Genomic DNA, 24,686 nt, shown 5'->3' on the forward strand with positions numbered 1-24,686 from the left:
CAATTACTCCGGCTTCACCAAGAACAGAGGCTGGCCGTACTCGACAAGTTGGCCGTTCTCGACCAGGATTTCAACGATTTCGCCTTTTACTTCCGCTTCGATCTCATTCATCAGCTTCATGGCTTCCACGATGCAGACGACCGATTTCTCGTTCACGTTAGAACCTTTCGAAACAAACGGGGCAGATCCCGGAGAGGAAGCCTGGTAGAATGTGCCTACCATAGGCGATACGATTTTATGTAAGGTAGAATCCGATTCCTTCTGTTCATCCGCTTTCGGAGCTTCTGCTGCCACTTGTGCGGGAGCGCTTCCGGGTACCGCTTGAGCAATGGCCGGCGCGTAAGCTTGATGCACGGGAGCCGCCGTAACGACTACGGACTCGGTTTTGTTAGGTTTGCGTATCGTCAAACGCGCACCCTCGTTTTCGATTTCGAGTTCCTGTAGGGACGTCTGGTCCATTAGTTTCATTAATTCTTTAATTTCGCTCAGCTTGAACATCCATGTCACTCCTTCAAAAATGGTGAACCGATGCCGTAATACGACGTATGTATTATATCACAACCGCAAGAAATGGAAAGAGTCCAGTTTGTCCGGACACTTTCCACTCGTGATTAATATGCGGTTTATGCGGCCGGGAAGGCTTTTCTGAAGGCCGTTTATTTCACGTACTGGACCGAAATTTCGGGTCCGACCTTCAATTCTTTCATCACGGTTTCCACGATGGAAACCGCCTGGCTTTTCTCGAGTTTATCCGATTGTACGGTCACTTTCCACTTGCTTCCGTCCTGGGTCAGAACCGCGTTCGGATAGTCTTTGGAGAGAACATCCTCCACATTCGTCACGCGCGTGTTCGTGTCTTCGATCTGCTGAAGCTCCTGCTGCGCTTTGCTCACCGCATCGGAGGACTGATTTTTATCGGTGATGAGCGTCAGCAGCTCTTCGGTCTTCTTGGAGAGGGCGTCCTGGCGGTCAAGCTGTAGCTTCGTCAGGTAGTCACGGCCGGATTTACTGCTGGCCTGCGTCTGCTGGCTGACTTTGGCTTCCGCCGAAGCCGGAGCGGCCGCCGCATCTTTGCCGTCCTTCGAGGCGGTTGCGTTCGTTTTGGAGTCCTGTGCCTTGGCGTCGCCTGCCTTGGCCTCCGCTTTCGCATCGGTTTTCGTGTCGGTTTTCGTGTCGGTTTTGGCATCGGTTTTGGCGTCCGCTGTCGTCTTCGTATCGCCCGCCTTCGCGTCGGCCGCTTTGTCTGCGGAAGCTTTGCCCGCTTCGGCGACGGCCTGCTCCGGTGACACCTGGCTGAGATCGATCTTGACTTCGTCCGCTTTAGGAGCCGTAGAAGCGACGTCCACCTTGCTGACATCTTCGGTAAACAGGTAATAAGCGGACAGCACGACCATCAGGCTCAGCATGGAAACGAGCCATATTGTTTGTCTTTTGGCATTCATGGAATAATTCCTCCTAACGGATTAAATAAGTAATGGGATGGCTCTAAAGCCGCTTTACATTTATGCCGGAATGCGGAGTGCTCCTTGCAAGCCCGCCGCTATTCGGCCGTTTTCCTCGGGAGAATGGAAATCCGGTGAACCGGAACGTCGATGCCCCGGGCGACGGCTTCGATCATCATTTTCTTGACGGTCAGATCTTCGGCCCCTTTGGCGACTACAAGCACGCCGCTCACTTTGGGTTTGATCGTCTTGACGACAAGGGGCTGCTGATCGCCCGACACCTGATAGAGCACGACTTTGCCTTCCTTCGTAACCTGGGAAATATTCCGGTTGGCGCCATTGGTATCTTTTTCCGTCGTCAGCTGCTGATTTTCCTTCGAATCCTTCTCCACGACGATTTCTTCCGTAGATTCGATCGTAATCAGTACTTCCACGTCTCCTACGCCGACTACTTTGCGGAGAATATCGCGGAGCCGGGATTCGTAGGCTTGCTCGTATTCCCGGAAAGGCGTCTTGTCCTTGGCCGCTCCGCCCATAAACGTCTCCTTGCCCGGCTGGTTCGAAGGAGACGCCCGGCTGTCGCCGGCAGGCTCCACTTCTTTGAAATTGAGAAACGAGCTTAAAATCATCAAGGCGGCACCGACCAGACCGAGCAGTACAATCCAAAGAAAGGAATTGGAACGTTTGCCGTCCTCGCCTGTCCCGAACCATTTACTCCTCCACTGCTTCCAAAAGCCCATCCGCTCACCTCACCATCGCTCCCTGCCGCTTCTTCTGGTTTTCCTAAAGCTTCGACTGTTCCTTCGTCCATTGCACCGAAATGTGAGACGGGTCAACCTTCCAGCCAAGCTCCGCCGCCTTGGCGAGCTTCCGCTCGGCTTCCCGCTGCGCCGGGCTCAGCTGCTCTCCGGTCTGGGCGGGAACGGCTCTGCCGCCCGGGCCGCTTGTGCCGCCGATGCGGACGTCCACGGGCGCGACGGGCGCGATCGGCGCGACCGGCGTCATGCCGGCGCCTCCGGCTCCACCTGCGAGGGAGCTGCCGTAGGCGTCCGGTTCCGCAGCCGGAGATTCCGTGTCGTCCAGCGTCAGCTCGACGCTGGCCACCGATGCGGCGCCCTGCCCGTCCACCGCCGTCTTCACCCGGATATCCCGGATGGGATAAGGCGTTTCCTTCTGCAGCGTCTGCCTCATCTCGGCGGCAAGGTTCTCTTCCAGCAGGCGGACCGCTTGTTCCCGGCTGCCCGCCTGGAGCCGGTCCGCCTGCTCCATGACTGCCTGCAGCGATGCCGGCTGGCCGGAAGAACCGGCCCCTGCGGGTGTCTGACGTCCGCCTGCCGCGCCGCCGCCAGGCTGCTGTCCCAGCTGTGCCTCGGCGAGAAGCCTTGCCGGGTCCCAGCTTTTGCGGGTCAACTGCAGCACGGGCGAAAGAAGCGTCAGCAGGATGAACAGGCTCATCGCCGTCCGGACATACCGCTGCATCTTGTTCGTCGGGAGCATCAGCTCGGTGAACGTGGCGAGCAGAATCAGGGCGACGACCGTCTTAAGCCAACCGCCTAGCCAATCCACGGGGCAAGCCCTCCTTCTTAGGCGAGCAAGCCCCCATCCGGCCGCTCCAGGTTGTTTGAGCTTGTTCGCCTATGCTTGTATATATTCGTTCTCATCGCGGGATATACCAATTTTTTTGACGGAAACTTGCGGGTCCTACCAGCCTAGCGCACCATCACGGCGATATTCCCGGCCGTTATCATAATCGTCAGGGCCAGGAAGAACATGAGGCCTACGGCCGATAAGGCGGCGAACACATACACCATGCTCTTGCCGATCGTGGACAAGCAGGCGATGATGGGGCTGTCGCCCAGAGGCTGCATGACCGCCGCACAAATGTGGTAGATCAGGGCCAGCACCAAAATTTTGATCGCCGGGAACGCGCACAGCAGAATCACGATGACGACCCCGGTCAGGCCGACCGCATTCTTCACAAGCAGCGAGGCTCCCAGCACGGTTTCCGTCGCGTCCGAGAACAGCCTGCCCACGATCGGGATAAAATTGCCCGCAATATATTTGGCGGTCCGCAGCGTCACGCCGTCGGTTACGGCTCCCATGCTCCCCTGCACGGAAATGACGCCCAGAAACACGGTCACGAATACCCCGAGTGTGCCGATGGCGATTTTCTGGAGAAGCTTCGCCAGTTGGGTTACTTTATACTTGTCCGTCATGGAACTGACGATGTGAAGAACGGCCGAGAAAAACAGCAGCGGAAACACGAATACGTAGATTACCGTCCCGATGGTATGGATCATAAACACGATCAGGGGATGCAAAATCGCCACCGACGTGATCCCCCCCGATGAAGCGAGCAAGGACAGCAGAAGAGGCATAAGGGCGATCATAAACTGGATCATGGACGAGATCGCGCCGTTGGCGTATTCGATGGCCACCTGAAAACTGTTCACGGCTATGATCAGCAGCACGAGATAAGACACGACGAAGGCGACCTTGCTGACATTGTTGCGTTCAAACGAGCTCTGCAGCGTCTCCAGCAGCATGCTGAATACGGTCAGGATCACAATCGACACGAGAAGCTTCCCGTTGACCACAATCTCGTGAAACAGGTATTTCAGCGCCCCTTTCCACAGATTGGAGAAATCGAACGTTTTGACCCCGGTGATCAGATCGGAAAAGCTCGGGGGCCGGTTATCGGGAAAATAGCCCCCGTATTCTTTCATCAGCTTGTCCCAGAATTTCTCGACGGACTCCGTGTCAAGCTGGTTCGTCTGCTCTTTTACAAGTGTATCGATCGGGTTTGCGGGGTTTAGATTTTGCGCTCCCGTGTGGCTGAGGAAGCTTAAGAATAGTGCGGCGAATAAGACGAGGGTTGTCCACGTCCGGTGCGACAGCTGCTGCGCCATGCTCTCCACTCCCTATCCGGTCCGCTCCCGGCACACGCTTGTCCGGTTGATCAGGTGGCCGGAAACAGTTTAATCACGGTTTCGATAATGACGGTGATGATCGGAATGGCCATGACCATAATGAGAATTTTGCCGGAAAGCTCGATTTTCGAAGCGATTGATTCCTGCCCGGCATCCCTTACGATCTGCGCCCCGAATTCCGCTATGTACGCGATGCCGATGATTTTGAGGATCGTTTTCAAAAACACCATATTGACGCCGGACTGCTGCGCCAGATTATGGAGCACTTCAATGACCGAAGCGATTTTGCCGATCAGAAAAAGAAAAATCAGGATGCCGGTAAACGCCGCCAGCAGGAAAGCGAACATCGGCTTCTGTTCCTTGATAATGAGGATGAGGACGGTGGCGACCAGGCCGAGTCCGACGATTTGAATAATCTCCACGTCATCCCCCCTACTGGAACAAAAAGATGGTTTTGATTTCCTGGAACAAATCATCGAGCAGCCTTACCACCATAAACAGCACGACGACGAAACCGATGACGGTTACCCAATGGGCCATGTCTTCCTTCCCCATCTGCTTCAACACCGTATGGATCATGGCGATAATAATTCCGATCCCGGCGATCTGGAAAATGGCGTTTACATCTACGTTCATGTTCGGCACCCCACTTTAATACATCAAAATAACGATCAGTGCTCCCACTAGGACGCCCAGGCTCTTCCACATCGCTTCGTATCGCTTCTGCTCTTCCGCAGCCGTCGTCTCTTCGGCCTGGAGCTGGAGAACCGACAGGCGCAAATGCTTGGCCTGATCGGTACGGTCGCTGGCCCCGAGCGTCTGCCCGAGCCGGAGGACGACCTGCAGCTCGGCCGGTTTCATCGCGGAGTTCCGCCAGCCGTGCTGCACAGCGTCGCGCCAGATGGCGCTCAGCGTGTCGTCTTGCGGCTCCGACAGGCGGTCCGCCACCTCGCGGAACACGCCCGCCAAAGGCGCCCGCGTCTGCTCGCTCAGCGTGGCGATCGCGTCGGGCAGCGGCGTCGAGCCGTAGACGATTTCCGTCTCCAGCCGCTGAAGCGCCTGGATCACTTCCCGGATCTGCTGCGGCCGTCTCCGGTACCTTCTCGCTTTGGCGAATCCGAAGCCCGCCCCGGCTCCGAGCACGAGCGCGGCTCCCGCAAGTTTGACCCACATCGCTTCATCCCCTTCCGCCCGTTGAAAATAAAATCTCCCAGCCGCTTGGCTTCTCTTCGGCCGGAGCACAGTAAGCGCCGAAGACGGCAAGCTGGCGGCCGTCCCCGTCCAGCACCTGCACGAGGCGCCCGCCCGCGGCCGAGCGGCCGAGAATCACGTAACGGCCGAAAACGCCGCTTTCGAGCAGTTCCCGCAGGGCCGGTCTGCGCTTCACATCGCCCAGGTCCCGCCCGTGAGCCGTGGCGATGATCCGGATGCCCGCATGAAGGGCCTCGCGGATAGCCTCGGCGTCTTCATGACGCCCGATCTCATCCACGATCAGCACCTCGGGGGACATCGAGCGGATCATCATCATCATGCCCTCCGCTTTCGGGCAGGCGTCCAGCACATCGGTGCGCGGCCCGAGGTCGAAGCGCGGCACCCCCCGCTCGGAAGCGGCGATTTCGGAGCGCTCGTCGACGATGCCGACTTTCCAGCCGGCGCGCCTCTGCGGACGGTCCGGCGCGGACGGTCTGCGGGCAGGCTCCCGGCTCCCGGCTTCGAGACCGGCACCGGACGACGAGATCCGGACGCTGCCCGGTCCGTCCGGCAAGCCAGGCCCGCCGCCCGGTTTGCCGCAAGGCCCCGCGCCGGGACCGCCGGCTGCCGGGAGCGGGGTTTCTCCGCTGCTGATCATCCGCGCCAGATCGCGGATCAGCGTCGTTTTCCCCAGCTGGGGAGGCGAAATCAGGAGCGTATGGTGAACCGTGTCCGCCTCCCGGTCAAGGAGATGAGGCAGAACCGGTTTACCGGCTCCGGGGAGTTCCCTCGCGATCCGGATGTTAAACGAGCTGACATCGCGGATATGTTTGACGCTTCCCCCTTCGAGGACGACCCGCCCCGCCAGCCCTACCCGGTGACCTCCCGGAATCGTGATAAAGCCGCGCTTCAGTTCCTCCTCGAAAGAATAGAAGGAGTGGCGGGTCAACAGTTCGAGCAGACTTTTGCACTCTTCGCGGGACGGCCTGTACGCCCGCGAGGCGTCGGCGTCCGTCAGCCCTTCACGCGTAACGAACGCGCAGCGCCGGTCAAACACGATCTCAAGGGGACGGTCCTGGCGGATCCGGATTTCTTCCAGCCCCGCACGCAGGTGCGCCGGCAGCGATTCCAGTATCCCGCGTATGGAAACGGGCAGATGGGCGAATACGGACGCAAGCACAGCCTCACCTCCGGAATTGTCTTGTCCTTTGTCTTTATATGTATGTCCCGGTGCAGTGAATATGTCGGTTTACTTTTTGAGAATGCCGATAAAAATGCAGCTGACGCCGGCCACGACCCAAAGCATCTTGCCGAAGGAAAGTTTTTCCGCAATCCCGACCAGTCCGATAGTAGTCGTCGCCAGAAGAATCAGCGGTCCCGCCATGGCCAGACCCGTATTTACCAGGAGCGCTTTCTCAATCTGGTTAAAACGGATCATAAGCAGCGCCGCAATAATTTCCAGCGATCCCGACAGCAGACGCAAAGACGCCATGCCGAGCACGATTTTGTTAATCACAGCCGTCACCTCTCCTTTTTTTTGCAGCTATTCGATTCACCATATGCGGGCCTGTCTGATTTTAGGCATACGCGGCACCTACCCAGAAGCACCCGCATAAGATGACTACGAAATTTACTCCACCGGAAAGTACTGAGGTGAGGACGTTATGGAAGAGTCTTCTTGCAAAAAGTGGCATCCGACTCTCGCCGATCCGACAGGGTGTCGTCAGAGCAAACCCCGGGCACTCGGGAAAACGATGGTGATGGATAAAGGTCTTGGCCTGAACGCTTACGACGATTTGCTGCAGGCCGCAGGAGAACATGTGGACTATATCAAGCTGGGCTTCGGCACTTCCCCGCTCTATCCGCGGGATCTCCTCCGGCACAAGATCGAACGGGCGAAGGCCTTGGGGATCGACGTCTATCCCGGAGGCACATTTTTGGAGGTGGCGGTTCAAGAAGGACTTATTTCGTCTTATTTCGACACCGTCACGGCTTTAGGCTTCACCTGTGTCGAAATATCGGACGGAACGATTGAGCTGGACCGCAGTCTCCGCAGCGAGCTGATCGTCCGGGGAATCGAGGCCGGGCTTAAGGTAATCACGGAGTACGGCAAAAAATGCTGGGGGTCTTCGGTAGAAACGGAGGCGCTGGTCGCAACGGTAACCGGGGATGTGGAAATGGGCGCGGAGCTGGTTACGATCGAAGCGCGGGAATCGGGGATGGGAGTCGGTATCTTCGACGAGAACGGCGCCTGTAAAGACGAAGAGCTGAACGATGTGCTCCGCTCGGTCCCCAGCCCCGATATTCTTCTCTGGGAGGCTCCGCTCAAAAACCAGCAGATTCACCTGCTAGAGCTGCTGGGTCCGGACATTCACCTGGGCAACGTCGCTCCGGCCGATGCGATCGCCCTGGAGGCGCTGCGCCGCGGCCTGCGTTCCGATACGCTTCACTTCGGAGAAAGGCTCAGAAAAAACGCCCGGAAAGAAGGCGCCAAAGTCCATGCGGATTGACGTCATCCCTTCCCTAAGCGAAGTGCGAAGCGAGCTGCTGGCCGGACGGACCGCTATCGTCATCGACGTGCTCCGGGCGACGACCACGATCGTGGCCGCGCTCGAAAGCGGCAGCTCCGGCGTCCTTGCCGCCGAGTCCGTCCAGCAGGCGGTCATGCTGCGCGGGAAGCGGGATGTGCTCGGCGGGGAACGCCGCTGCCGGCGCATTCCCGGCTTCGACCTCGGCAACTCGCCGCCGGAGTACACGCCCGAAGCCGTTGGCGGCCGCAGGGTCGTGCTGACCACGACCAACGGCACACGGGCGCTGCAGAAGGCGGCTCCGGCGGATAAAATCGTGGCCGCCGCCCTGCTGAACGGCGAGGCGTGCGCCAGGGCCGCCGCCGGGTGGAAGCGCGACATCGCGCTTCTGTGCGCGGGAACGGCCGGCGCGTTCTGCTTCGAGGACGGCCTCTGCGCCGGACTCATCGTCTCCGCGCTGCAGCGGCTCTGCGGGAGCGCCGCAGACGTCTGCGATCTCGGCCGCAGCCTTGCGGCCTGCTACGAGCGGCATGCGGACGATCCCGCCGCGCCGCTGGCGGCCTGCGACAGCGGGCGCAGGCTGGCTTCCATCGGCTGCGAAGCGGACATCGCCTTCGCCGCCCGCGCGAATGTCTCGGACATCGTTCCCCTGCTGAAAGACGACGTCCTCGTCCCCTGGGCGCCGGCCAGGGAGCATCTTCCCCGCTGAACGGGGGCGTTGTCTGGACGCCTGCAAAAGCCTCTTCGTTCTAAAACTTGTCCCCGCTCATACAATAAAGGGAGACTGGTACAAGGGGTTTTCTCATGAACGGAGATCTGCTTCTCGTTATACTGATCATTGTCGGCCTGATCGGACGCTCCCCCATCATTACAACGGCGGCTTGTGTCCTGCTCGTCGTCAAATTGATCAGCCTGGACCGCTACCTGCCCGCCATCGAACGAAGAGGGCTGGAGCTCGGGCTGCTGTTTTTGACGATGGGCGTGCTCGTCCCTTTCGCGAGCGAACGGATTTCGTATAAAGATATCTTGACGGTATTTACGACTTGGCCCGGCATTCTCGCTCTGTCCGGCGGCGCCATCGCCACTTACATGAACGGCAAAGGGCTCGATTTATTGAAAATCGATCCTCAACTGATCGTCGGGCTTGTGATCGGCTCTATTTTCGGCATCATTTTTATGCGGGGCATTCCCGTCGGGCCTTTGATGGCGGCAGGCATTACAGCCGTTTTGCTGAAAATATTCACGTTCGTCGCGGATCGAATCTCCTGAGTTCCGAACGTCCGGATTTTTACAGCCTGTAAATAAAAAAAACGCCGAACTGTCGTCGGACAGTTCAGCGCCTTACCGGCCTCCCGAGGCCGGTTTTATTTTGGTTCTTTTCATACTTCAGCTTATAAGGTCGCGGTTGCGGGACGGCTAACCCGACCCGAACGACGAATTAACGTCTGTCCTGCGGGCCCCCGACGAATACCTGCTCCTGGGCGTCGAGCCCGTAAGCCGTGTGGAGTGCTTGCACCGCTTCCGCCAGCAGCTTGCCGTCGATCACGCAGGAAATTTTGATTTCCGACGTGGACACCATGTTGATGCTGACGCCGATTTTCGAGAGCTCGTCGAACATTTTGGCCGCCACTCCCGGTGTGCTGACCATACCGGCGCCGACGATCGAGATTTTAACGAGATCGCCTTCGGAAGTCACTTCGCGGAAACCGATCTCACCACGAATGCCTTCGATGGTCTGAAGCGCCTTGTCGCGGTCGGAAAGCGAGACGGAGAAGGAGAAATCGGCCAGGCCGTTTAACACGCCGCTTTGTACGATAATATCCACGTCAATCTGCTGCGCCGCCAGGGATGTAAATACTTTGGCCAGCTGGCCCGGTTTGTCCGGTACGCCCAGAATGCTGATTCTTGCGATATTTTTATCGTAGGCGATGCCTCTTACGACAATTCCTTGTTCCATCTCCGCTTCCTCCTTGACATACGTGCCTTCGTTTTGAGTAAAACTCGAACGAACGACAAGAGCCACATTGTAATTTTTGGCATATTCCACTGCACGGGGGTGCAGGACCGCAGCTCCCAGATTGGCAAGCTCCAGCATCTCGTCATACGAGATTTCTTTCAATTTTCGCGCATTTTTGACAACACGGGGGTCGGTTGTGTAGATCCCGTCTACGTCTGTGTAAATTTCGCATAGATCGGCATGAATCGCCGCGGCCAGTGCGACGGCGGTCGTATCGGATCCGCCGCGTCCGAGCGTCGTGATCTCGCCGTCTTCGGTCATGCCCTGGAAGCCTGCCACGATCACGACGTTGTCTTTCTCAAGCGCCGTGTGAATCCGGTGCGGCTGAATGTCGGTGATACGGGCTTTGCCGTGCAGGTCTTCCGTGATCATGCCGCTCTGCCAGCCGGTATAGGAAACGGCGGGTTCGCCCAAGTTTTGGATCGCCATCGATAAAAGCGCGACCGAAACCTGCTCTCCCGTAGTCAGCAGCATATCCATTTCTCTTGCCGGCGGTGCGCCGTCATACAACTGTTTGGACAAATCGATGAGATCGTCCGTCGTGTCGCCCATCGCGGAAACGACCACGACACAGCGGTGTCCTTCTCTTTTGCGGTCCACGATCCGCTTGGCCACGCGTTTCATCCGTTCGGCATCGCCAACGGAGCTGCCGCCGAATTTCATCACAATTAAAGACAACCCTGTTCACTCCCTATGCTTGCAAATGAATAATTGTAGATCATTATAGCATAAACGTTCGGAATTGTGGGAGCGTAAAACTCCACTTTCCGACATTTCCCCTTATCCCTAGAAGAAATGAAGGAAATCCCGTTCCGTTTGTCTGTAAAAAAAGAAAGCCTGCCCGCTCCGTTGTCCGGAAGCAGACACGCTTTCCTTGACGTTCAGCCCAGTACCACCCGGTCGTCGACGAACTTTTCGCCGCGGATTTTTTCGAATTCCCGAAGCAGTTTCTCTACGGTCAGATCCTGTTTCGAAGCCGCCGGGATGTCGAGAATAATCCGGCCTTTGTCCATCATGATCAGCCGGTTGCCGAGCCGGATGGCCTGCTCCATGTTGTGCGTGACCATCAGCGTCGTGAGCTTGGACTCCTCCACGATCTGCTTCGTCAGCCGGGTAATAAGCTCCGCACGCGACGGATCAAGAGCCGCCGTATGCTCATCCAGCAGAAGAATATTCGGCTGTGTGAAGGTCGCCATCAGCAGGCTGAGCGCCTGGCGCTCCCCTCCGGAGAGAAGGCCCACCTTGGCGTTCAACCGGTTTTCCAGGCCGATGCCGAGCCGCTCCAGATGTTCCTTGAACGCGAGTTTCCTCTGCTTGGTCACACCGAGACCGAAGCCTCTTTTGCCCGCACGGGCATGCGCCATGGCAAGGTTTTCCTGGATAGACATGGTCGGTGCCGTGCCTGCCATCGGGTCCTGGAAAACACGGCCGATCCAGCGGCTCCGCTTGTGCTCGGAGAGCGACGTGATGTCTTTGCCCTCGATCCGGACAACGCCGTAATCGGGCTGCATGACGCCGGAAATGACGTTCATGAGGGTCGATTTTCCGGCTCCGTTGCTGCCGATGACCGTGACGAAATCGCCGGGAGCGAGATGCAGCTGAATGTCCGAAAGAGCGACCTTCTCATCCGGAGTGGCCGGATTGAATATTTTCGATGCGCGATCAATGTGAAGCATGTTCCACACCTCCGCTCTTCTCCGCCAGCTCTGCTTTCCGTTTGCGCACTACCGCCCTCTGCTTCAGTGACCCCTGAATCTTCGGCAGCGTTAACGCGATGACGACGATCAGTGCCGTCATCAGCTTCATGTCCGTCGATTCCAGACCGACCTGCAGCGCGAGCGCCACGACGAACCGGTAGATGATGGCGCCGAGAACCACGGCAAGCGTGGCCCGGATGATCGTTTTGGCCCCGAACAGCGCTTCCCCGATAATGACGGAAGCCAGGCCGACAACGATCATGCCTACGCCCATCTGCATGTCCGCAAATCCCGAATACTGGGCGATCAGCGCGCCGGACAACGCTACCAGCCCGTTCGAGAGGGAAACCCCGAGAATAATCGTGTTATCGGTGTTGACGCCGAAGCTGCGGATCATCCGTTTGTTGTCGCCCGTAGCTCGCAGCGCCAGACCAAGCTCCGTATGAAGAAACCAATCCAGCGCCAGCTTGACGGCAACCACGACGATCGGCATGATATACAATATTAATTCCTTGTTCAGCAGAACTTCGCTTCCGAACAACGAAATCGTAGCCTTGCCCATAATTCTCAGATTGATCGAATACAGCGCGATCATCATAAGAATCCCCGAAAGAAGGGCATTAATTTTGCCTTTTGTATGCAGCAGTCCGGTGATAAGACCCGCAACCGCTCCCCCCGCGAATGCGGCGAGTGTGGCGAGCAAAGGCGACACCCCGTGCGTAATCATTACCGCCGCGATGGAAGCTCCTGTCGTAAAGCTTCCGTCCACGGTCAAGTCCGGAAAATCCAGAATCCGGAAGGTAATGTAAACGCCGAGTGCCATAATCGCGTAAAACAGTCCTTGCTCCAGCGATCCCTGCACGACTGTTCCCCAATCGATGGTCATCATGTTCACTCCGTTTCGTGTTCAATCGTAAGGCGGCTTCGAAATCCGAAGCCGCCCGCATTTCTTCTTATTCAAACAGGTTGGCCTTTTCTTTCACTTCCGCTTTCATTGCGTCCGTGACTTCAATGCCCATATTTTTGGCTGCTTTCATGTTGATAGCCAGATCGAGCTTTTTCGGATACCCGACCGGAATGTCCGAAGGCTTTTTGCCGTTTTTCAAAATCTCGACGGCTTGGAGACCTGTCGTATATCCCAAATCGTAGTAGTTGGAGCCGTAGCCCGCAAAACCGCCGGCTTTAACGGAATCGTTCTCGCCTACGAACAGAGGCTTCTTGCCCTGCTCCGCCACCTGGATCACCGCGTTCAAGGCGGAAACGACGGTGTTGTCGAGGGGCACGTAGAGCGCGTCGGCTTTGCCGATCAGCGACTCGGCCGCCTGCTTCACTTCCGAGCTGTTGGAAGGCGATGCCTTCACGACCTTGATGTTGTGTTTGGCGAACGCTTCCGTCGCCTGCTTTATCTGCACCTGGGAGTTCCGCTCCCCTTCGTTCGCCACGATTCCGATCGTCTTGACGTTAGGGAATTGTTTACCCACGAAATCCGTCAGCTGATCGACGGCCTTGGGATCCAGGTCCGAGGTTCCCGTTACGTTGCCGCCCGGCTTCTCGATGCTTTTCACGAGCTTCGCGTCGACGGGATCCGTCACAGCCGTAAACAGGACGGGCGCGTCTTGGACTGTCTGCGCCGCGGCAAGCGCGGACGGAGTGGCGATGCCCAGCACGAGGTCTTTTTTGTCGGCCGCGAATTTCTGGGCAATCGAAGTGTTGTTGTTCATATCGTTCTGCGCATTCTGGTAGTCGATATCGGCCGTCTTCTTGTCTTCATAGCCGTTGTCCTTGAGAGCGGCGATAAACCCTTGGCGGGCGGCGTCCAGAGACGGATGCTCGACGATCTGCATAATGCCGATTTTCACTTTTTTGCCTTCGGGAGCCGTGGAGGCCCCGCCGCCGGTTGATTCCGGTGCCGCCTGTTTGCCGCAGCCCGCGGCGGTGATCAAAGAAGCCGCCAGTAAAAGAGTAACGAACGGTTTCATTTTCATTTTGTTTTCCCCCTAAAATTAACCATCGGTTGAATTAATGTTTTACTGCATGAAAGCATAAAACCTGTAAAGCGTTATTGTTATAATAACCCGCTGGCCTAAAGTCGTCAATGAAAACGTTTCATTCCCGAAACGATATTTTTGCGCCCGTTTCCCGGTGTTCGCCAAAGCGCAAAAAGCCCCCGATTCCTTGGCGGGAATCAGGGGCATATCGAGCCTGTAAACTAAGCGCGGGAGATATATTTGCCTTCGCGCGTATCGATCAGAAGGACGTCGTTTTCGTTGATGAAAAGCGGTACTTGAACGTTCAGGCCGGTTTCCACCTTCGCGCTCTTCGTTGCGCCTTGAGCCGTGTTGCCTTTAACGCCCGGCTCCGTTTCAACCACTTTGAGCTCAACGCTGTTAGGCAGGTTGATTCCGAGGATTTCTCCCTGGTAGCTCATGATGTTGATGTTCATGTTTTCTTTGAGGAAGTTCAGCTCCCATTTCAGCTGCGCTTCTTCCAGGCTGATCTGGTCGTAAGTTTCCGTATCCATGAACGTGTATTCGGAACCGCTCGCATAGAGGTACTGCATTTCGCGGTTTTCGATATGAGCGCGGCCCACGTTCTCGCCTGCGCGGAATGTTTTCTCCACAACGTTGCCGTTGCGTAGGTTCTTCAGCTTGGAGCGTACGAACGCGGCGCCTTTACCCGGTTTTACGTGCTGGAAATCGATAACGGAGAATAAATCATTATCTACTACAATCGTCAAACCTGTTTTGAAATCGTTAACTGAAATCACGTCTCAAGTTCCCTCCTGGAAATAAATCAAATGGTGATAAGCTCTTTCGTGGAATGCGTCAACAGGCGGATGCCGCTTTGCTCGATGACGACGTCATCCTCGATGCGGACTCCGCCGAAGCCCGGAATATAAATTCCCGGTTCCACCGTCACGACCATGCCGGGTTCGAGAACGCCGGCAAAGCCTTTGGCAAGCCGCGGCTGCTCGTGGACTTCCATCCCGAGGCCGTGTCCCGTGCTATGGCCGAAGTTGTCCCCGTATCCGTAGCGGGCAATAATATCGCGGCACAGCGCGTCGCCGTCGCTTCCCGTCATGCCGGGCTTCAAGCTGCCGACACAGTTCAGCTGGGCTTCGAGTACGATGCCGTAAATCTCTTTGTGCCTGTCCGAAGGCTGACCCAGCACGACGGTGCGGGTAATGTCGGAGCAGTAGCCCTTATACAAGGCGCCGAAATCCAGTTTGACGAATTCGTTCGGCTGAAGCACCCGGTCACTCGCCACACCGTGCGGAAGAGCCGATCTTTCGCCGGAAGCGACGATCGTATCGAACGACGAGGATGTGCCTCCGTTCTCCCGGATGAAAATTTCCATCTCCAGCGCGATCTGCTTCTCGGTCACGCCCGTTCTCAATCTCGTTAATATGTAAGAAAAAGTCCGGTCCGCCAGATCTGCGGCTTCCTGCATGATTTGGAGCTCGGACTCGTCTTTGACGATCCTGAGCTTCTCCACGATACCGCCGGTCGGGATCAATTCAACCCCTTGCAAATCGCCAGTATAGCCGGAATAAGCGGAATAAGTCAAGTCATTTTCTTCAAAGCCGAGCTGCTTGATCGACTCCTTGCCGAGAATATCCAGAATGGTCCGGCCGATTTTACCTTTATGGTCGATGACTTCGTAACCCGCGGCTTCTTTGGGAGCCTGTTCCATATACCGGAAATCCGTAATAAGGACGGCTCTTCCGCCGGTTACCAGTACGATGCCCGCACTGCCCGTAAAGCCCGTCAGGTATCTGCGGTTGATGGCGTTCGTAACGAGTACCGCAGGGATTCCCTGCTTCGTCAGCTGCAGCCGGAGACGTTCCAGACGCTTGTCCTGCATAATATCACCTAGCTTCCACAAAATGTTGATGAAGCGCTCTTAACCCGAGCTCGTAGCCGAAAGCCCCGAAGCCCGCAATCTGTCCCACCATCACGGCGGCCAGAACGGAACGGTGCCGGAACTCCTCACGCTTGTGAATGTTCGACAAATGCACCTCCACGGCAGGCAGTCCGACCGATGAAATCGCGTCGCGAATGGCGTAGCTGTAATGGGTAAAAGCCCCGGGATTGATCAGAATCCCGTCCATCGTCCCGTAGGCTTCGTGAATCCAGTCGATCAGCCGGCCCTCGTGATTGGACTGGTGAAAGGTCAGCTGGAGGTCCAGCGTTCCCGCTATTTCCGTCATTGCCGCTTCGATGTCTTTCAATGACATCCTTCCGTAAACGGCCGGCTCCCGTATACCGAGCATATTCAAGTTCGGCCCGTTAAGGACCAGCACTTTATTCACGCTTAGGCGCCTCCTTCATAGCCGGCCGAACGTGCTCCGGCTTCTCGCTTTACCGTAGCCATTTTACCATAAGTTGCTTGGAAAAGGTAGCTGGCTAAGCGGGTTTGCGGCTGTGCTCCTCCGTAAATTCGAAGGCGGTCGAATAGCCGATGAACATCCCCCAAAGAAGAAACAGGCAAAAATCCGTCAGGATCGTGTTCCAGTCGCTGTAATATAGCCAGCCCATCATGCCCGTCCAGGGGCCGATAGCCAGATAGAGCAGGCACCACCACCCGATTCCGTACCCGATTCCCATCCAGGGCCCTTTTACTTTCCCGAATAGGAACATATAGATGAAAGACGCGAGAATCGAGAAAACGATAAAAAACAGCCAACCCACCAGTATCCCCTGCCAGGTGAGGAGAAAATCGTGCCGGTAGAACGGTTCGGCCAGAAAGGCGGGAATGATCCTCGTAAATTTGAAGATGTATTCGATGATTTTAACGGCCCCCCAGATCATCCCCGCGAAAAGCCCCAGATACAGGGCGAAAAAAGCCCGGTTCGTTTTCTTCTCGTCTCCGGCCGCCCCGCCGTTTTGCGAAAACGACTTTCTTTGGCCGCCTGCGGATTTTCCATTGCTTGCCTCGGCTGTTCCCTGCGTATGGTTAACCATGTTCCTTTTCCTCCCGGCTAGTCCATTATCCGTAACTTTACGTCTAACCTAGTATGTACCAATTCCCGCTTCTTAATCGAAATAGAAAGCGGTGGCATTCTGCTGGAAAATTCGCTAAAATAGAGAAGAAACCAGCTATTTAGAGAAGGTGGATAGAACGTGTCACAATCCAATACAAGCATTTACGGCGGACAAGCCGTTATTGAAGGCGTCATGTTTGCCGGCCGGAATGTTCATGTTACCGCGGTCCGCAAGAAAGACCGCACCATCGATTTTCTTGAAGTACCCAAGACCGAAATCGGCTGGGTCAACAAACTGAAGAAAATCCCTCTGCTCCGCGGTATCGTCGGAATTATCGAATCCAGCGCGAAAGGCGCGCAGCACCTCAACTTCTCGGCCGAAAGCTTCGCGGAAGAAGAGGAAGGCGAAAGCAAGGCTCCCGCCAAGGAAGAGAAGGCGGGGTTCAGCCTGTCGATGATTCTGGGGGTAGCCGTAGTCGGCGTCCTGTCCTTCCTGATGGGGAAAGTGATCTTTACTCTCGTTCCGGCTATTCTGGAACAAACGCTGTTCGGGCGTTTTTTCGCGGAGCATCAGATCTGGCACAACATCATCGAAGGACTGATCAAGATCGTTTTGCTCGTGTCCTATATTTACATCATTTCGCTCACGCCGGTCATCAAACGGCTGTTCCAGTATCACGGCGCCGAGCACAAAGTCATTTCGGCATACGAAGCCGGCGTCGAGCTGAACGTCCGTAACGTCCAGCAGTTCAGTACGCTTCATTACCGCTGCGGCAGCAGCTTTATCGTCTTTACCGTCATCATCGGGGTCATCATCTACTCGTTCTTCACCTACGACAATATGATCGACCGCATCGTACAGCGACTGATTCTTCTGCCGGTCATCATCGGCGTCTCTTACGAAGTTCTTCGTTTTACGAACTCGCTTCGTGAAGTGCCGGTTCTCCGTTTCCTCGGTTATCCGGGGCTCTGGCTGCAAAAGCTGACGACCAAAGAGCCTACGGACGATCAGGTGGAAGTCTCGATCGCCTCATTCAACCGGATGCGTGAAGCCGAAAGCCGGCTCACCCAGTCCAAGGCAAGCGCATGAAACGCCGCTGGTCGGCCGCTACCGTCGTCATCGCGGCGCTCGCTCTGATCGGACTTGCCTACAGCTTCAACCAGTTTCTCATTCCCATCCTGGTACTCGGACTGATTTTCGTCGTGTACAAGATGACCCCCCGGAAGGGGCGGGGCACCTCCTACAAAACACGATCCGCGAGCCGCAAGCCGGAACGGCTCTCGGCGTCGGAGCGGAGACGCAAAGCCAAGTTTCGGGTCATTGAAGGCAGCAAGCCTTCCGATCCTCCGGAAGACCCGCCACGATACCACTAAGAAGGCGGAAACAAAAAAAGCGAACCTTTTCGGGTTCGCTTTTTTTGTTGGCCGGATGCGCCGCCGCTCCCCGCGGCCCTAATCTTGTAACGCGATAGGTGCGCTTGCCGTATAGGTCCTTCACCCTTTGGGTTTTACGGACACCTGCAAAAGCAGGGTTACTCCGCTGTAACGGGCATTAATCCGCTCATACCGGCTTACGCAGGACATATTTTTCATAAGCCGACTCATACAGATGCATGGACCACTTGCGGAAATAGTCGTCGGAAGCCCGGTACCCCGCCTCGTACAAGTTTTCGCTGTCCTCCAGGGTCAGATTGAACTGGGTCGAGTTTACGTTGAGCGCAGGTATTTTGATCGTCCGGAAGTAGTTGTTCTCTTCGATGTACCGGGTGTCGTGCGCGTCCATCATCGTCGTGAACAAAGCCTGGAACATGGAGATAACCCCGTTGATTTTATGAATATGTTTCGGTATTTTGCCGACCAGAGAGAAGCCCAGAGTTGGAATGCGGCTCGGCTGCTGTTCCGGCTCGTCGAAAAGCCACAGCGGGAAGTTGCTCAGAATGGCTCCGTCCACAATGTACACAAACTGGTTGCGGAACGGTTCGTCGTGCCGGGTCTGCCGCGCGGGTTTCCGGATTTTCACGGGATCGAAAAAATACGGAATCGAAGAGCTCATTCGGACGGCCCGGGCAATGGAAAAACGGCTGGGATCGATTCCGTACTGGGCGACGTCGTCCGGAAAGACGAGCAGCTTTCCCTGGGAAATATCCGAAGCCACGATTCGCAGCTGGTTTTTGCGCAGATCGCCGAACTTCCGGATTCCTTTGACCTCCAGCTTTTCGCGCACCCAATCCTCCAGGGCGTCTCCGGAATAGAGCCCTTTTTTCCAAATAAGCCTGGCGGCCGACCCCACAATTCCCGTATCGAAAACGGGAGAGCGCTTTAAAAATTTGTGAAACGGGGTTTCGATAATGAGCCGCTTGATTTCTTCCCCCGTATAACCCGCCGCGAGAAAAGCCGCCACGATTGAACCGGATGAGGTTCCCGCCACGTCGTGAAACTCGAATCCGTTATCCAACGCCGAGCTGACCGCCCCTGCAAGCGCGATTCCTTTGACACCGCCGCCTTCGAATACCGCGTTGATTTTCATTCCGCCACCTCCGCACACCTTCCCTAGGTATGTATGCGGCAATGGACGTTCCTAGACGCGATTTTCACAGTAAAAAACGAAAAAACGTCAGCCATCTTAGATCGGCAAACGTTCCTGTCTTATTCGGGGTCCGAGCTGTTGTCCAGCTCTGTCCTTATGTTGCGGAGATCTTCCACCCTGGCTGGGTCCCGGTTCAAATATTCAATCAGCGTTTCGATGCAGGTAATGGAATCCCAGCTCAGATGATGCTCGATTCCTTCTACATCGCGGTAAATATTTTCTTCCTGAACACCGATAATGGTTAAAAATTGTTCCAGCAAGGCATGTCTGTCCACCAGCCGTTTGCCCATTTTTTTGCCTTTTGAAGTTAGAACGAGTCCGCGGTATTTCTCATAAATCAGATATTTATCTTTATCCAGTTTCTGGATCATTTTCGTCACGGAAGAAGGATGCACTTCAAGTCCTTCGGCAATGTCGGACACACGGGCGTAACCTTTCTCGTCGATCAGTTTGTAGATCCGTTCCAAATAATCTTCCATACTGGGCGTCGCCATCCCGAGTTCCCCCTGCTTTTGCTAAAAATTAGTTGCTTATTTGCTTTAGTATAATACCGTTTATTAACTAATAAAGCAAGTTAACGGAGTACGCCGCAGCCATTACCGCGAACTTTTCCCAAGGTTACGAGCGTTGTCCCGGGTGCAGACTATAGCCGAACGGAAGGAATGTTCCGTTACTTCCCGTCTTAAAGGAGCGCGCCATGGCTACTGAACAGATGACCCGCACTAGAAGCACCGCGTTGTTCGTGCCCGAGCTCGTTTATTTCGAACCGGACGCCCTCCTGTATCCCAAGGGCAAACGCATTCTGGAGTGGGCCCAAAGCAAAGGGCTGCCCATCCACATGACGACTTCCCACAACCGGATTACAAATCTGCCGGGCGAAACCGAGCTGGAGAAGTACCGGATCGCGAAGCGGACGCTTGTGGTGGGAATCCGGAAAACGCTGAAGTTCGATACGTCCAAGCCGTCCGCCGAATATGCCATGCCGATTGCGACAGGCTGTATGGGACACTGTCATTACTGCTATCTTCAAACGACCTTGGGCAACAAACCTTATGTACGGGTATACGTCAATACCGACGATATTCTCAAAGCCGCCAAGCAGTATATCGAAGAAAGAGCCCCCGAAATTACGCGGTTCGAAGCGGCCTGCACCTCCGATCCCGTCGGTTTGGAGCATATTACCGGCTCTCTCAAGGAATATATCGAATTTATGGCAAACGAGCCGCTTGGCCGTCTTCGTTTCGTTACGAAATACCACCATGTCGAACCTCTGCTTGATGCGAAGCATAACAAGCATACCCGGTTCCGGTTCAGCGTAAACGCCGATTATGTCATTAAAAACTTCGAGCCGGCCACCTCGGCGTTTCATGAACGCATCGAGGCGGCCGGCAAAGTGGCCCGCGCGGGTTATCCGCTCGGCTTCATCATCGCCCCGATTATTTGGCACGACGGCTGGGAAAAGGGGTATGAGGAGCTGATCGCCAAGCTCCATAACGCTCTGCCCCCGGAAGCGCTCGACGACTTGACATTCGAGCTCATTCAGCACCGTTTCACGAAGACGGCGAAGAACGTGATCGAACGCCGCTATCCCAAATCCAAGCTGGAAATGGACGAGGCGAAGCGCAAGTATAAATGGGGCCGCTACGGCCGCGGCAAGTATGTATATCCCGACGAGCAGGCGACGGCTCTCCGTGAATTTATTACGGAGCAGATTTTCGATAAGTTTCCGAACGCCAAAATCGAATATTTCACCTGATCTCCGGTCTGTCCAAGCTCATGTTTAAAATTGCAGCCATTGGGGCGTTATGTTGTTCAGCCAAATTGTGATTTTGTACATCTGATTGGTGTACAGCAAAATGGCGAATACAATCATGACGCCTCCCCCTATTTTCATAATCGTGGCGGAGTAACGCAAAATCCACTTGGTCGATCCGATGAAAAAGGACAGGACGAAAAAAGGGATCGCAAATCCGAGCGAATAAGCGCTGATCAGCGGAAGCCACGAATCCGGCTCGGCGGCAGCCATCACAAGCATGGACGATAAAATCGGTCCGATGCAAGGCGACCAGCCCGCGGCGAAGCCGATTCCGATCAAGACCGACCCGAGATAGCCCGCAGGTTTCCATTTAAATTGGAGCTTGCGCTCTCTCATCATCCACTTCGGCTGGAAAATTCCGAGCAGAAACAATCCCATCACAAGGATGAGCAGAGCCGCAATTTGTCTGAGCAAATCCCGGTTCGTTACAAAAAACTCCGAAACGGAGCTGGCCGCGAGCCCGAGGCTGTAAAAAATGATTGAAAATCCGAGAATGAATGCAAGCGTATGGGCCATCGTCTGCAGTCTGGCCGCGCCTTTCGTCTGCCCCGACTTCAGCTCACTGACCGAAATTCCGGTGATGTAAGACAAATACGAAGGATACAGCGGCAGACAACACGGCGAGATAAACGAAGCGAACCCGGCCCAGAAAGCGAGCCAAACATTAACATGCTGCATGTGTAAGCATTCCTCCTGCTTCCGGCCGCCGTTATTAAGCGCGGCGGACCGCTTTCCAAACTAACTGAACGATGAGGACGACGATCAGGGAAAGAACGATGGTCGCTCCCGGCGCAAAATCGTACCAAGCCGCCAAGGCCAGCCCCGCGACGACACCGATCTCCGAGATAATGACGGACAGCACAACCGAGTGCCGGAAGCTCTTCGCCGCGAGAAGGCTGCAGGCGACGGGGATCGTGAGGAGCGCGGATACGAGCAACGCGCCCACGATCTTGATCGACACGGAGATGACCAGCGCCGTGAGCATCGTGATCATGATGTTGTACACTTTCAGCGGCAGCCCGCTTACGCCAGCCGCCTCCTCGTCGAAGAACATGAGGAACAATTCCTTGAAATGCAGGGCAACCACGGCGAGCACAAGGATGCACACGCCGAAAACGACCCACAGGTCGCTGGAATCGAGTGTGTAAATGCTGCCGAAGAAATAGCTCATCACATTAATATTATACCCTTTGCCCAGCGTAAACAACAGGGTAGCCAACGCTACCCCGCCGGACATGATAATGGCGATGGACAGCTCCGCATACGTTTTGTACGCCTTGCGCAGCTTCTCGATCGCAAACGATGCCAGAAGCGCAAAAAGGAGCCCCATGCCGATCGGATACACGCCGAGAAGAAAACCAAGCGCCACTCCCGCGATCGAAACATGCGCGAGAGTATCCCCGATCATCGAAAGCCTCCGCAGCACCAGAAAGACACCCATCAGCGGAGCGGTCAGCCCGATCAGGATGCCTCCGATAAGTGCTCTTACAAAAAACGGTTCCGTAAAAATGTCCAAGCTGCTCGCCCCTTACTTCCTCTTAATCCGTTGTCAACAGGCGGCATGCCTTTATTGACTTGTTTGAAGCTCTTTGACGGTAGAATGCGTCAGGTCGGTCTCTTCGCAATTCTCGGGTTCGTGCGTGTGCTTCACGAAAAACTTCAGTCCGCCGCTCTGCGTCTGCGGCTCCGAACCGAGATAGGACCTCATCATTTCCCGGTCGTGGGACACCATGATGAACGTCATGTGGTGATGCTGGTGCATATGGCGGATCATGTTAAAAAATACCGCCTGGCTTTCCGCATCGATCCCCACAGTCGGCTCATCCAGAATGAGCAGTTCGGGATTGTTGGCGATAGCACGCGCAAGAAACACCCTTTGCTGCTGTCCGCCCGACAATTCCCCGATTCTGCGTTTCGCCAGATCTTCGATGCGCATCGCTTCCATCGCATCGTCACACCGGCGCATATCCTCTTTGGTCAGGCGCTTGTACAGCTTCTTTTTCGTGTAAAGCCCCGACATGACCACCTCGCGGACGGTTGCCGGGAACAGCGGATTCAGCGAATTCTTCTGGGGAACGTACCCGATGCGCTCCCAATCCCGGAACTGCCGTATCGGCTGTCCGAACAAGCGGATATCGCCTTCCGTAGGCTTATGCAGGCCGACCAGCATCCGCAAAAGCGTCGTTTTCCCCGCTCCGTTGGAACCGATCAGTCCTACAAAATCTCTTTCGAGAACGTCAAAATTTAAATTCGTTATAACCGGCTTGCTTCCGTATGAGAAGGAGATGCCGCTGAATTCCACGATTTTGTTATGGCAGCCGTCCGGTTTCCATATCTCCATTCCGTTCTTCTGCTCCCTTCGCCGCCGGGCGGCTTTCGCTTCTGTCACTTCGATGACGAGTCCCTTCTATTGTAAAGCTTTCGTCAAATTTTTCAAATTATCTTCCATCACGGAAATATAGTCTTTGCCTTGCTTTACCTGTTCTTCGGTCAACCCTTCCAGCGGATTCAGTACGAGCGTTTCGACATTCGCGTCTTTGGCCAGCGTTTTCGCCAGTTTGTCCGACACCAGTTCTTCAAAGAAGATATATTTAATCCCGTGCTCCCCGATGTACTCTCTCATTTTCTTCATGTCTTGAGCGGTCGGCTCGGCATCCGGGGAAAGGCCCATAATAGCCATCTGAGTCAGCCCGTAGTCATGGCACAAATAGGCGAATGCTTGGTGGGACACGGCAATTTCTTTCTTCGGCAGCCCGGAAAGGCTGTCCTTGTACTGCTTATCCAGAGCGTCCAGTTTGGCCGCGTAAGCCGAATAGTTCGCTTCATAATCGCTCTTGTGCGCCGGATCGGCTTCAACGAGTGCGTTTTTGATGTTCTCGGACATTTTTTTGGCGTTCTTGGGACTCAGCCACGCGTGAGGGTCCGTATCTTTGCCGGCCTCTTCGTTATGGTTGTGTTCGTCCTTGCCGTGATCGTGCCCGTCCGCCTCTTCTCCGGCTTTAAGAAGTTCGACTCCCGCGCTCGCTACGACCGGTTTTACCTTGCTGTCCTTCAAGCTTTTGAGGAAGTCGTCCACCCAGCCTTCAAAACCCGCTCCTTGATAGAGGAACAACTGGGAATCACCGATGTTTTTGATGTCCCGGCCTTTCGGTGTCCAATCATGAGGCTCCACACCCGCCGGTACCAGGTTGATGACATTCACATGAGAGCCCCCGACCTTGACCGCAAAATCGTAAAGCGGGTAAAAGCTCGTCGTGACATTCATTTTATCTTCCGCGACCGCCGACTTCTGGCCGCCTCCGCAGCCTGCCAGCAGCAGAGATATCGCCAGTGTCAACCCTGTAAGTATACGCCGTCTTTTCATAGAAAATAACTCCTCTCGGCAGCCTGTCATAATAATCAAGCTGTGTAAATCGTAATTATTTTTATTTACTTGCTGATTATACGGACCCGGCCCGCCTCCTGTCAATACTAATCATAAACATTACGATTAA

Annotated in this window: 30 protein-coding genes; 6 read left to right on the forward strand and 24 right to left on the reverse strand. The window is 55.5% G+C overall.

All coding sequences use genetic code 11. The features are described 5' to 3' along the window. Positions 1-3: 3 nt before the first annotated feature. The 10 genes from accB to ACI48J_RS18115 form a co-directional block, all read right to left on the reverse strand. The gene (gene accB / locus ACI48J_RS18070) at positions 4-498 is read right to left on the reverse strand and encodes an acetyl-CoA carboxylase biotin carboxyl carrier protein (RefSeq protein WP_326056703.1); all 495 of its coding nucleotides are present in this window, start codon (positions 496-498) and stop codon (positions 4-6) included. 158 nt (positions 499-656) lie between these two features. Continuing rightward, positions 657-1,442 (reverse strand): SpoIIIAH-like family protein, encoded by a 786-nt coding sequence (locus tag ACI48J_RS18075; RefSeq protein WP_405079578.1) that lies wholly within the window; start codon positions 1,440-1,442, stop codon positions 657-659. A gap of 98 nt (positions 1,443-1,540) precedes the next feature. Then, positions 1,541-2,182 (reverse strand): stage III sporulation protein AG, encoded by a 642-nt coding sequence (gene spoIIIAG, locus ACI48J_RS18080; RefSeq protein WP_326056700.1) that lies wholly within the window; start codon positions 2,180-2,182, stop codon positions 1,541-1,543. A gap of 43 nt (positions 2,183-2,225) precedes the next feature. After that, complete coding sequence (locus ACI48J_RS18085; RefSeq protein WP_405079579.1) at positions 2,226-3,008, reverse strand: stage III sporulation protein AF; 783 nt, start codon at positions 3,006-3,008, stop codon at positions 2,226-2,228. Positions 3,009-3,151: 143 nt separating this feature from the next. Then, positions 3,152-4,351 carry a stage III sporulation protein AE gene (spoIIIAE, locus tag ACI48J_RS18090; RefSeq protein WP_326056327.1) on the reverse strand — a complete coding sequence of 400 codons (1,200 nt, stop codon included), beginning with the start codon at positions 4,349-4,351 and terminating at the stop codon, positions 3,152-3,154. 50 nt (positions 4,352-4,401) lie between these two features. After that, complete coding sequence (gene spoIIIAD / locus ACI48J_RS18095) at positions 4,402-4,794, reverse strand: stage III sporulation protein AD (RefSeq protein WP_326056325.1); 393 nt, start codon at positions 4,792-4,794, stop codon at positions 4,402-4,404. 10 nt (positions 4,795-4,804) lie between these two features. Continuing rightward, on the reverse strand, positions 4,805-5,008 hold the full coding sequence (spoIIIAC, locus tag ACI48J_RS18100; RefSeq protein ID WP_326056323.1) for a stage III sporulation protein AC: 204 nt from the start codon (positions 5,006-5,008) through the stop codon (positions 4,805-4,807). Between the two features lie 15 nt (positions 5,009-5,023). Then, complete coding sequence (gene spoIIIAB, locus ACI48J_RS18105; RefSeq protein ID WP_218229758.1) at positions 5,024-5,545, reverse strand: stage III sporulation protein SpoIIIAB; 522 nt, start codon at positions 5,543-5,545, stop codon at positions 5,024-5,026. Positions 5,546-5,549: 4 nt separating this feature from the next. Then, positions 5,550-6,743, reverse strand: a complete 1,194-nt coding sequence (locus ACI48J_RS18110) for a stage III sporulation protein AA (protein ID WP_405079581.1) — start codon at positions 6,741-6,743, stop codon at positions 5,550-5,552. A gap of 69 nt (positions 6,744-6,812) precedes the next feature. Beyond that, a complete protein-coding gene (locus tag ACI48J_RS18115) occupies positions 6,813-7,079 on the reverse strand; it encodes a YqhV family protein (RefSeq protein WP_326057358.1) in 267 nt (88 codons plus the stop codon). Between the two features lie 148 nt (positions 7,080-7,227). On the opposite strand from ACI48J_RS18115, the gene ACI48J_RS18120 reads away from it, so the two are divergent. From ACI48J_RS18120 to ACI48J_RS18130, 3 genes are all read left to right on the forward strand, one after another. Beyond that, positions 7,228-8,073, forward strand: a complete 846-nt coding sequence (locus ACI48J_RS18120) for a phosphosulfolactate synthase (RefSeq protein WP_405079582.1) — start codon at positions 7,228-7,230, stop codon at positions 8,071-8,073. Next, complete coding sequence (locus ACI48J_RS18125; protein WP_405079583.1) at positions 8,063-8,800, forward strand: 2-phosphosulfolactate phosphatase; 738 nt, start codon at positions 8,063-8,065, stop codon at positions 8,798-8,800. The genes ACI48J_RS18120 and ACI48J_RS18125 overlap by 11 nt, the downstream gene beginning before the upstream one ends. A 95-nt stretch (positions 8,801-8,895) precedes the next feature. Continuing rightward, positions 8,896-9,360, forward strand: a complete 465-nt coding sequence (locus ACI48J_RS18130) for a DUF441 domain-containing protein (protein WP_009674889.1) — start codon at positions 8,896-8,898, stop codon at positions 9,358-9,360. Between the two features lie 169 nt (positions 9,361-9,529). On the opposite strand, the gene ACI48J_RS18135 is transcribed toward ACI48J_RS18130, so the two are convergent. The 8 genes from ACI48J_RS18135 to ACI48J_RS18170 all read right to left on the reverse strand — a co-directional run bounded on the left by ACI48J_RS18135 (position 9,530) and on the right by ACI48J_RS18170 (position 16,769). Beyond that, the gene (locus tag ACI48J_RS18135) at positions 9,530-10,786 is read right to left on the reverse strand and encodes an aspartate kinase (RefSeq protein ID WP_405079585.1); all 1,257 of its coding nucleotides are present in this window, start codon (positions 10,784-10,786) and stop codon (positions 9,530-9,532) included. 203 nt (positions 10,787-10,989) lie between these two features. Further along, positions 10,990-11,784, reverse strand: coding sequence for an ABC transporter ATP-binding protein (locus ACI48J_RS18140; protein WP_369995321.1), 795 nt, complete (start codon positions 11,782-11,784; stop codon positions 10,990-10,992). Next, positions 11,771-12,694 carry an ABC transporter permease gene (locus ACI48J_RS18145; RefSeq protein WP_405079587.1) on the reverse strand — a complete coding sequence of 308 codons (924 nt, stop codon included), beginning with the start codon at positions 12,692-12,694 and terminating at the stop codon, positions 11,771-11,773. The genes ACI48J_RS18140 and ACI48J_RS18145 overlap by 14 nt, the downstream gene beginning before the upstream one ends. Positions 12,695-12,758: 64 nt before the next feature. Continuing rightward, on the reverse strand, positions 12,759-13,790 hold the full coding sequence (locus tag ACI48J_RS18150; RefSeq protein ID WP_405079589.1) for an ABC transporter substrate-binding protein: 1,032 nt from the start codon (positions 13,788-13,790) through the stop codon (positions 12,759-12,761). Positions 13,791-14,014: 224 nt separating this feature from the next. After that, positions 14,015-14,572, reverse strand: a complete 558-nt coding sequence (gene efp, locus ACI48J_RS18155; RefSeq protein WP_326051146.1) for an elongation factor P — start codon at positions 14,570-14,572, stop codon at positions 14,015-14,017. Positions 14,573-14,598: 26 nt separating this feature from the next. After that, positions 14,599-15,669, reverse strand: a complete 1,071-nt coding sequence (locus tag ACI48J_RS18160) for a Xaa-Pro peptidase family protein (RefSeq protein WP_326051145.1) — start codon at positions 15,667-15,669, stop codon at positions 14,599-14,601. A gap of 4 nt (positions 15,670-15,673) precedes the next feature. Continuing rightward, on the reverse strand, positions 15,674-16,117 hold the full coding sequence (aroQ, locus tag ACI48J_RS18165; RefSeq protein ID WP_326051144.1) for a type II 3-dehydroquinate dehydratase: 444 nt from the start codon (positions 16,115-16,117) through the stop codon (positions 15,674-15,676). Positions 16,118-16,211: 94 nt separating this feature from the next. Then, complete coding sequence (locus tag ACI48J_RS18170; RefSeq protein WP_326051143.1) at positions 16,212-16,769, reverse strand: YqhR family membrane protein; 558 nt, start codon at positions 16,767-16,769, stop codon at positions 16,212-16,214. Positions 16,770-16,928: 159 nt separating this feature from the next. On the opposite strand from ACI48J_RS18170, the gene ACI48J_RS18175 reads away from it, so the two are divergent. Both ACI48J_RS18175 and ACI48J_RS18180 read left to right on the forward strand, forming a co-directional pair. Next, positions 16,929-17,879, forward strand: coding sequence for a DUF1385 domain-containing protein (locus ACI48J_RS18175; protein WP_405079590.1), 951 nt, complete (start codon positions 16,929-16,931; stop codon positions 17,877-17,879). Next, the gene (locus ACI48J_RS18180) at positions 17,876-18,163 is read left to right on the forward strand and encodes a hypothetical protein (RefSeq protein WP_405083293.1); all 288 of its coding nucleotides are present in this window, start codon (positions 17,876-17,878) and stop codon (positions 18,161-18,163) included. The genes ACI48J_RS18175 and ACI48J_RS18180 overlap by 4 nt, the downstream gene beginning before the upstream one ends. Positions 18,164-18,350: 187 nt before the next feature. Here ACI48J_RS18180 and ACI48J_RS18185 read toward each other — a convergent pair whose 3' ends face one another. Continuing rightward, positions 18,351-19,316 carry a patatin-like phospholipase family protein gene (locus tag ACI48J_RS18185; RefSeq protein ID WP_326051139.1) on the reverse strand — a complete coding sequence of 322 codons (966 nt, stop codon included), beginning with the start codon at positions 19,314-19,316 and terminating at the stop codon, positions 18,351-18,353. Between the two features lie 119 nt (positions 19,317-19,435). Next, on the reverse strand, positions 19,436-19,870 hold the full coding sequence (gene mntR, locus ACI48J_RS18190) for a transcriptional regulator MntR (RefSeq protein ID WP_326051137.1): 435 nt from the start codon (positions 19,868-19,870) through the stop codon (positions 19,436-19,438). A gap of 203 nt (positions 19,871-20,073) precedes the next feature. Between mntR and splB the strand changes: the two genes are divergently transcribed. After that, positions 20,074-21,132, forward strand: coding sequence for a spore photoproduct lyase (splB, locus tag ACI48J_RS18195; protein WP_405079591.1), 1,059 nt, complete (start codon positions 20,074-20,076; stop codon positions 21,130-21,132). Between the two features lie 24 nt (positions 21,133-21,156). Here splB and ACI48J_RS18200 read toward each other — a convergent pair whose 3' ends face one another. From ACI48J_RS18200 to ACI48J_RS18215, 4 genes are all read right to left on the reverse strand, one after another. Continuing rightward, positions 21,157-21,870, reverse strand: coding sequence for a cytochrome c biogenesis CcdA family protein (locus ACI48J_RS18200; protein ID WP_009674913.1), 714 nt, complete (start codon positions 21,868-21,870; stop codon positions 21,157-21,159). A gap of 34 nt (positions 21,871-21,904) precedes the next feature. After that, complete coding sequence (locus ACI48J_RS18205; protein ID WP_326051134.1) at positions 21,905-22,708, reverse strand: metal ABC transporter permease; 804 nt, start codon at positions 22,706-22,708, stop codon at positions 21,905-21,907. Between the two features lie 51 nt (positions 22,709-22,759). Further along, on the reverse strand, positions 22,760-23,533 hold the full coding sequence (locus ACI48J_RS18210) for a metal ABC transporter ATP-binding protein (protein WP_326051133.1): 774 nt from the start codon (positions 23,531-23,533) through the stop codon (positions 22,760-22,762). Between the two features lie 66 nt (positions 23,534-23,599). Further along, a complete protein-coding gene (locus tag ACI48J_RS18215; RefSeq protein ID WP_405079592.1) occupies positions 23,600-24,556 on the reverse strand; it encodes a metal ABC transporter substrate-binding protein in 957 nt (318 codons plus the stop codon). Positions 24,557-24,686 lie beyond the last annotated feature (130 nt).

It is taken from the genome of Paenibacillus chitinolyticus, from assembly GCF_045038035.1.
In the GTDB taxonomy this organism is placed as follows: Bacteria; Bacillota; Bacilli; order Paenibacillales; family NBRC-103111; genus Paenibacillus_F; species Paenibacillus_F chitinolyticus_A.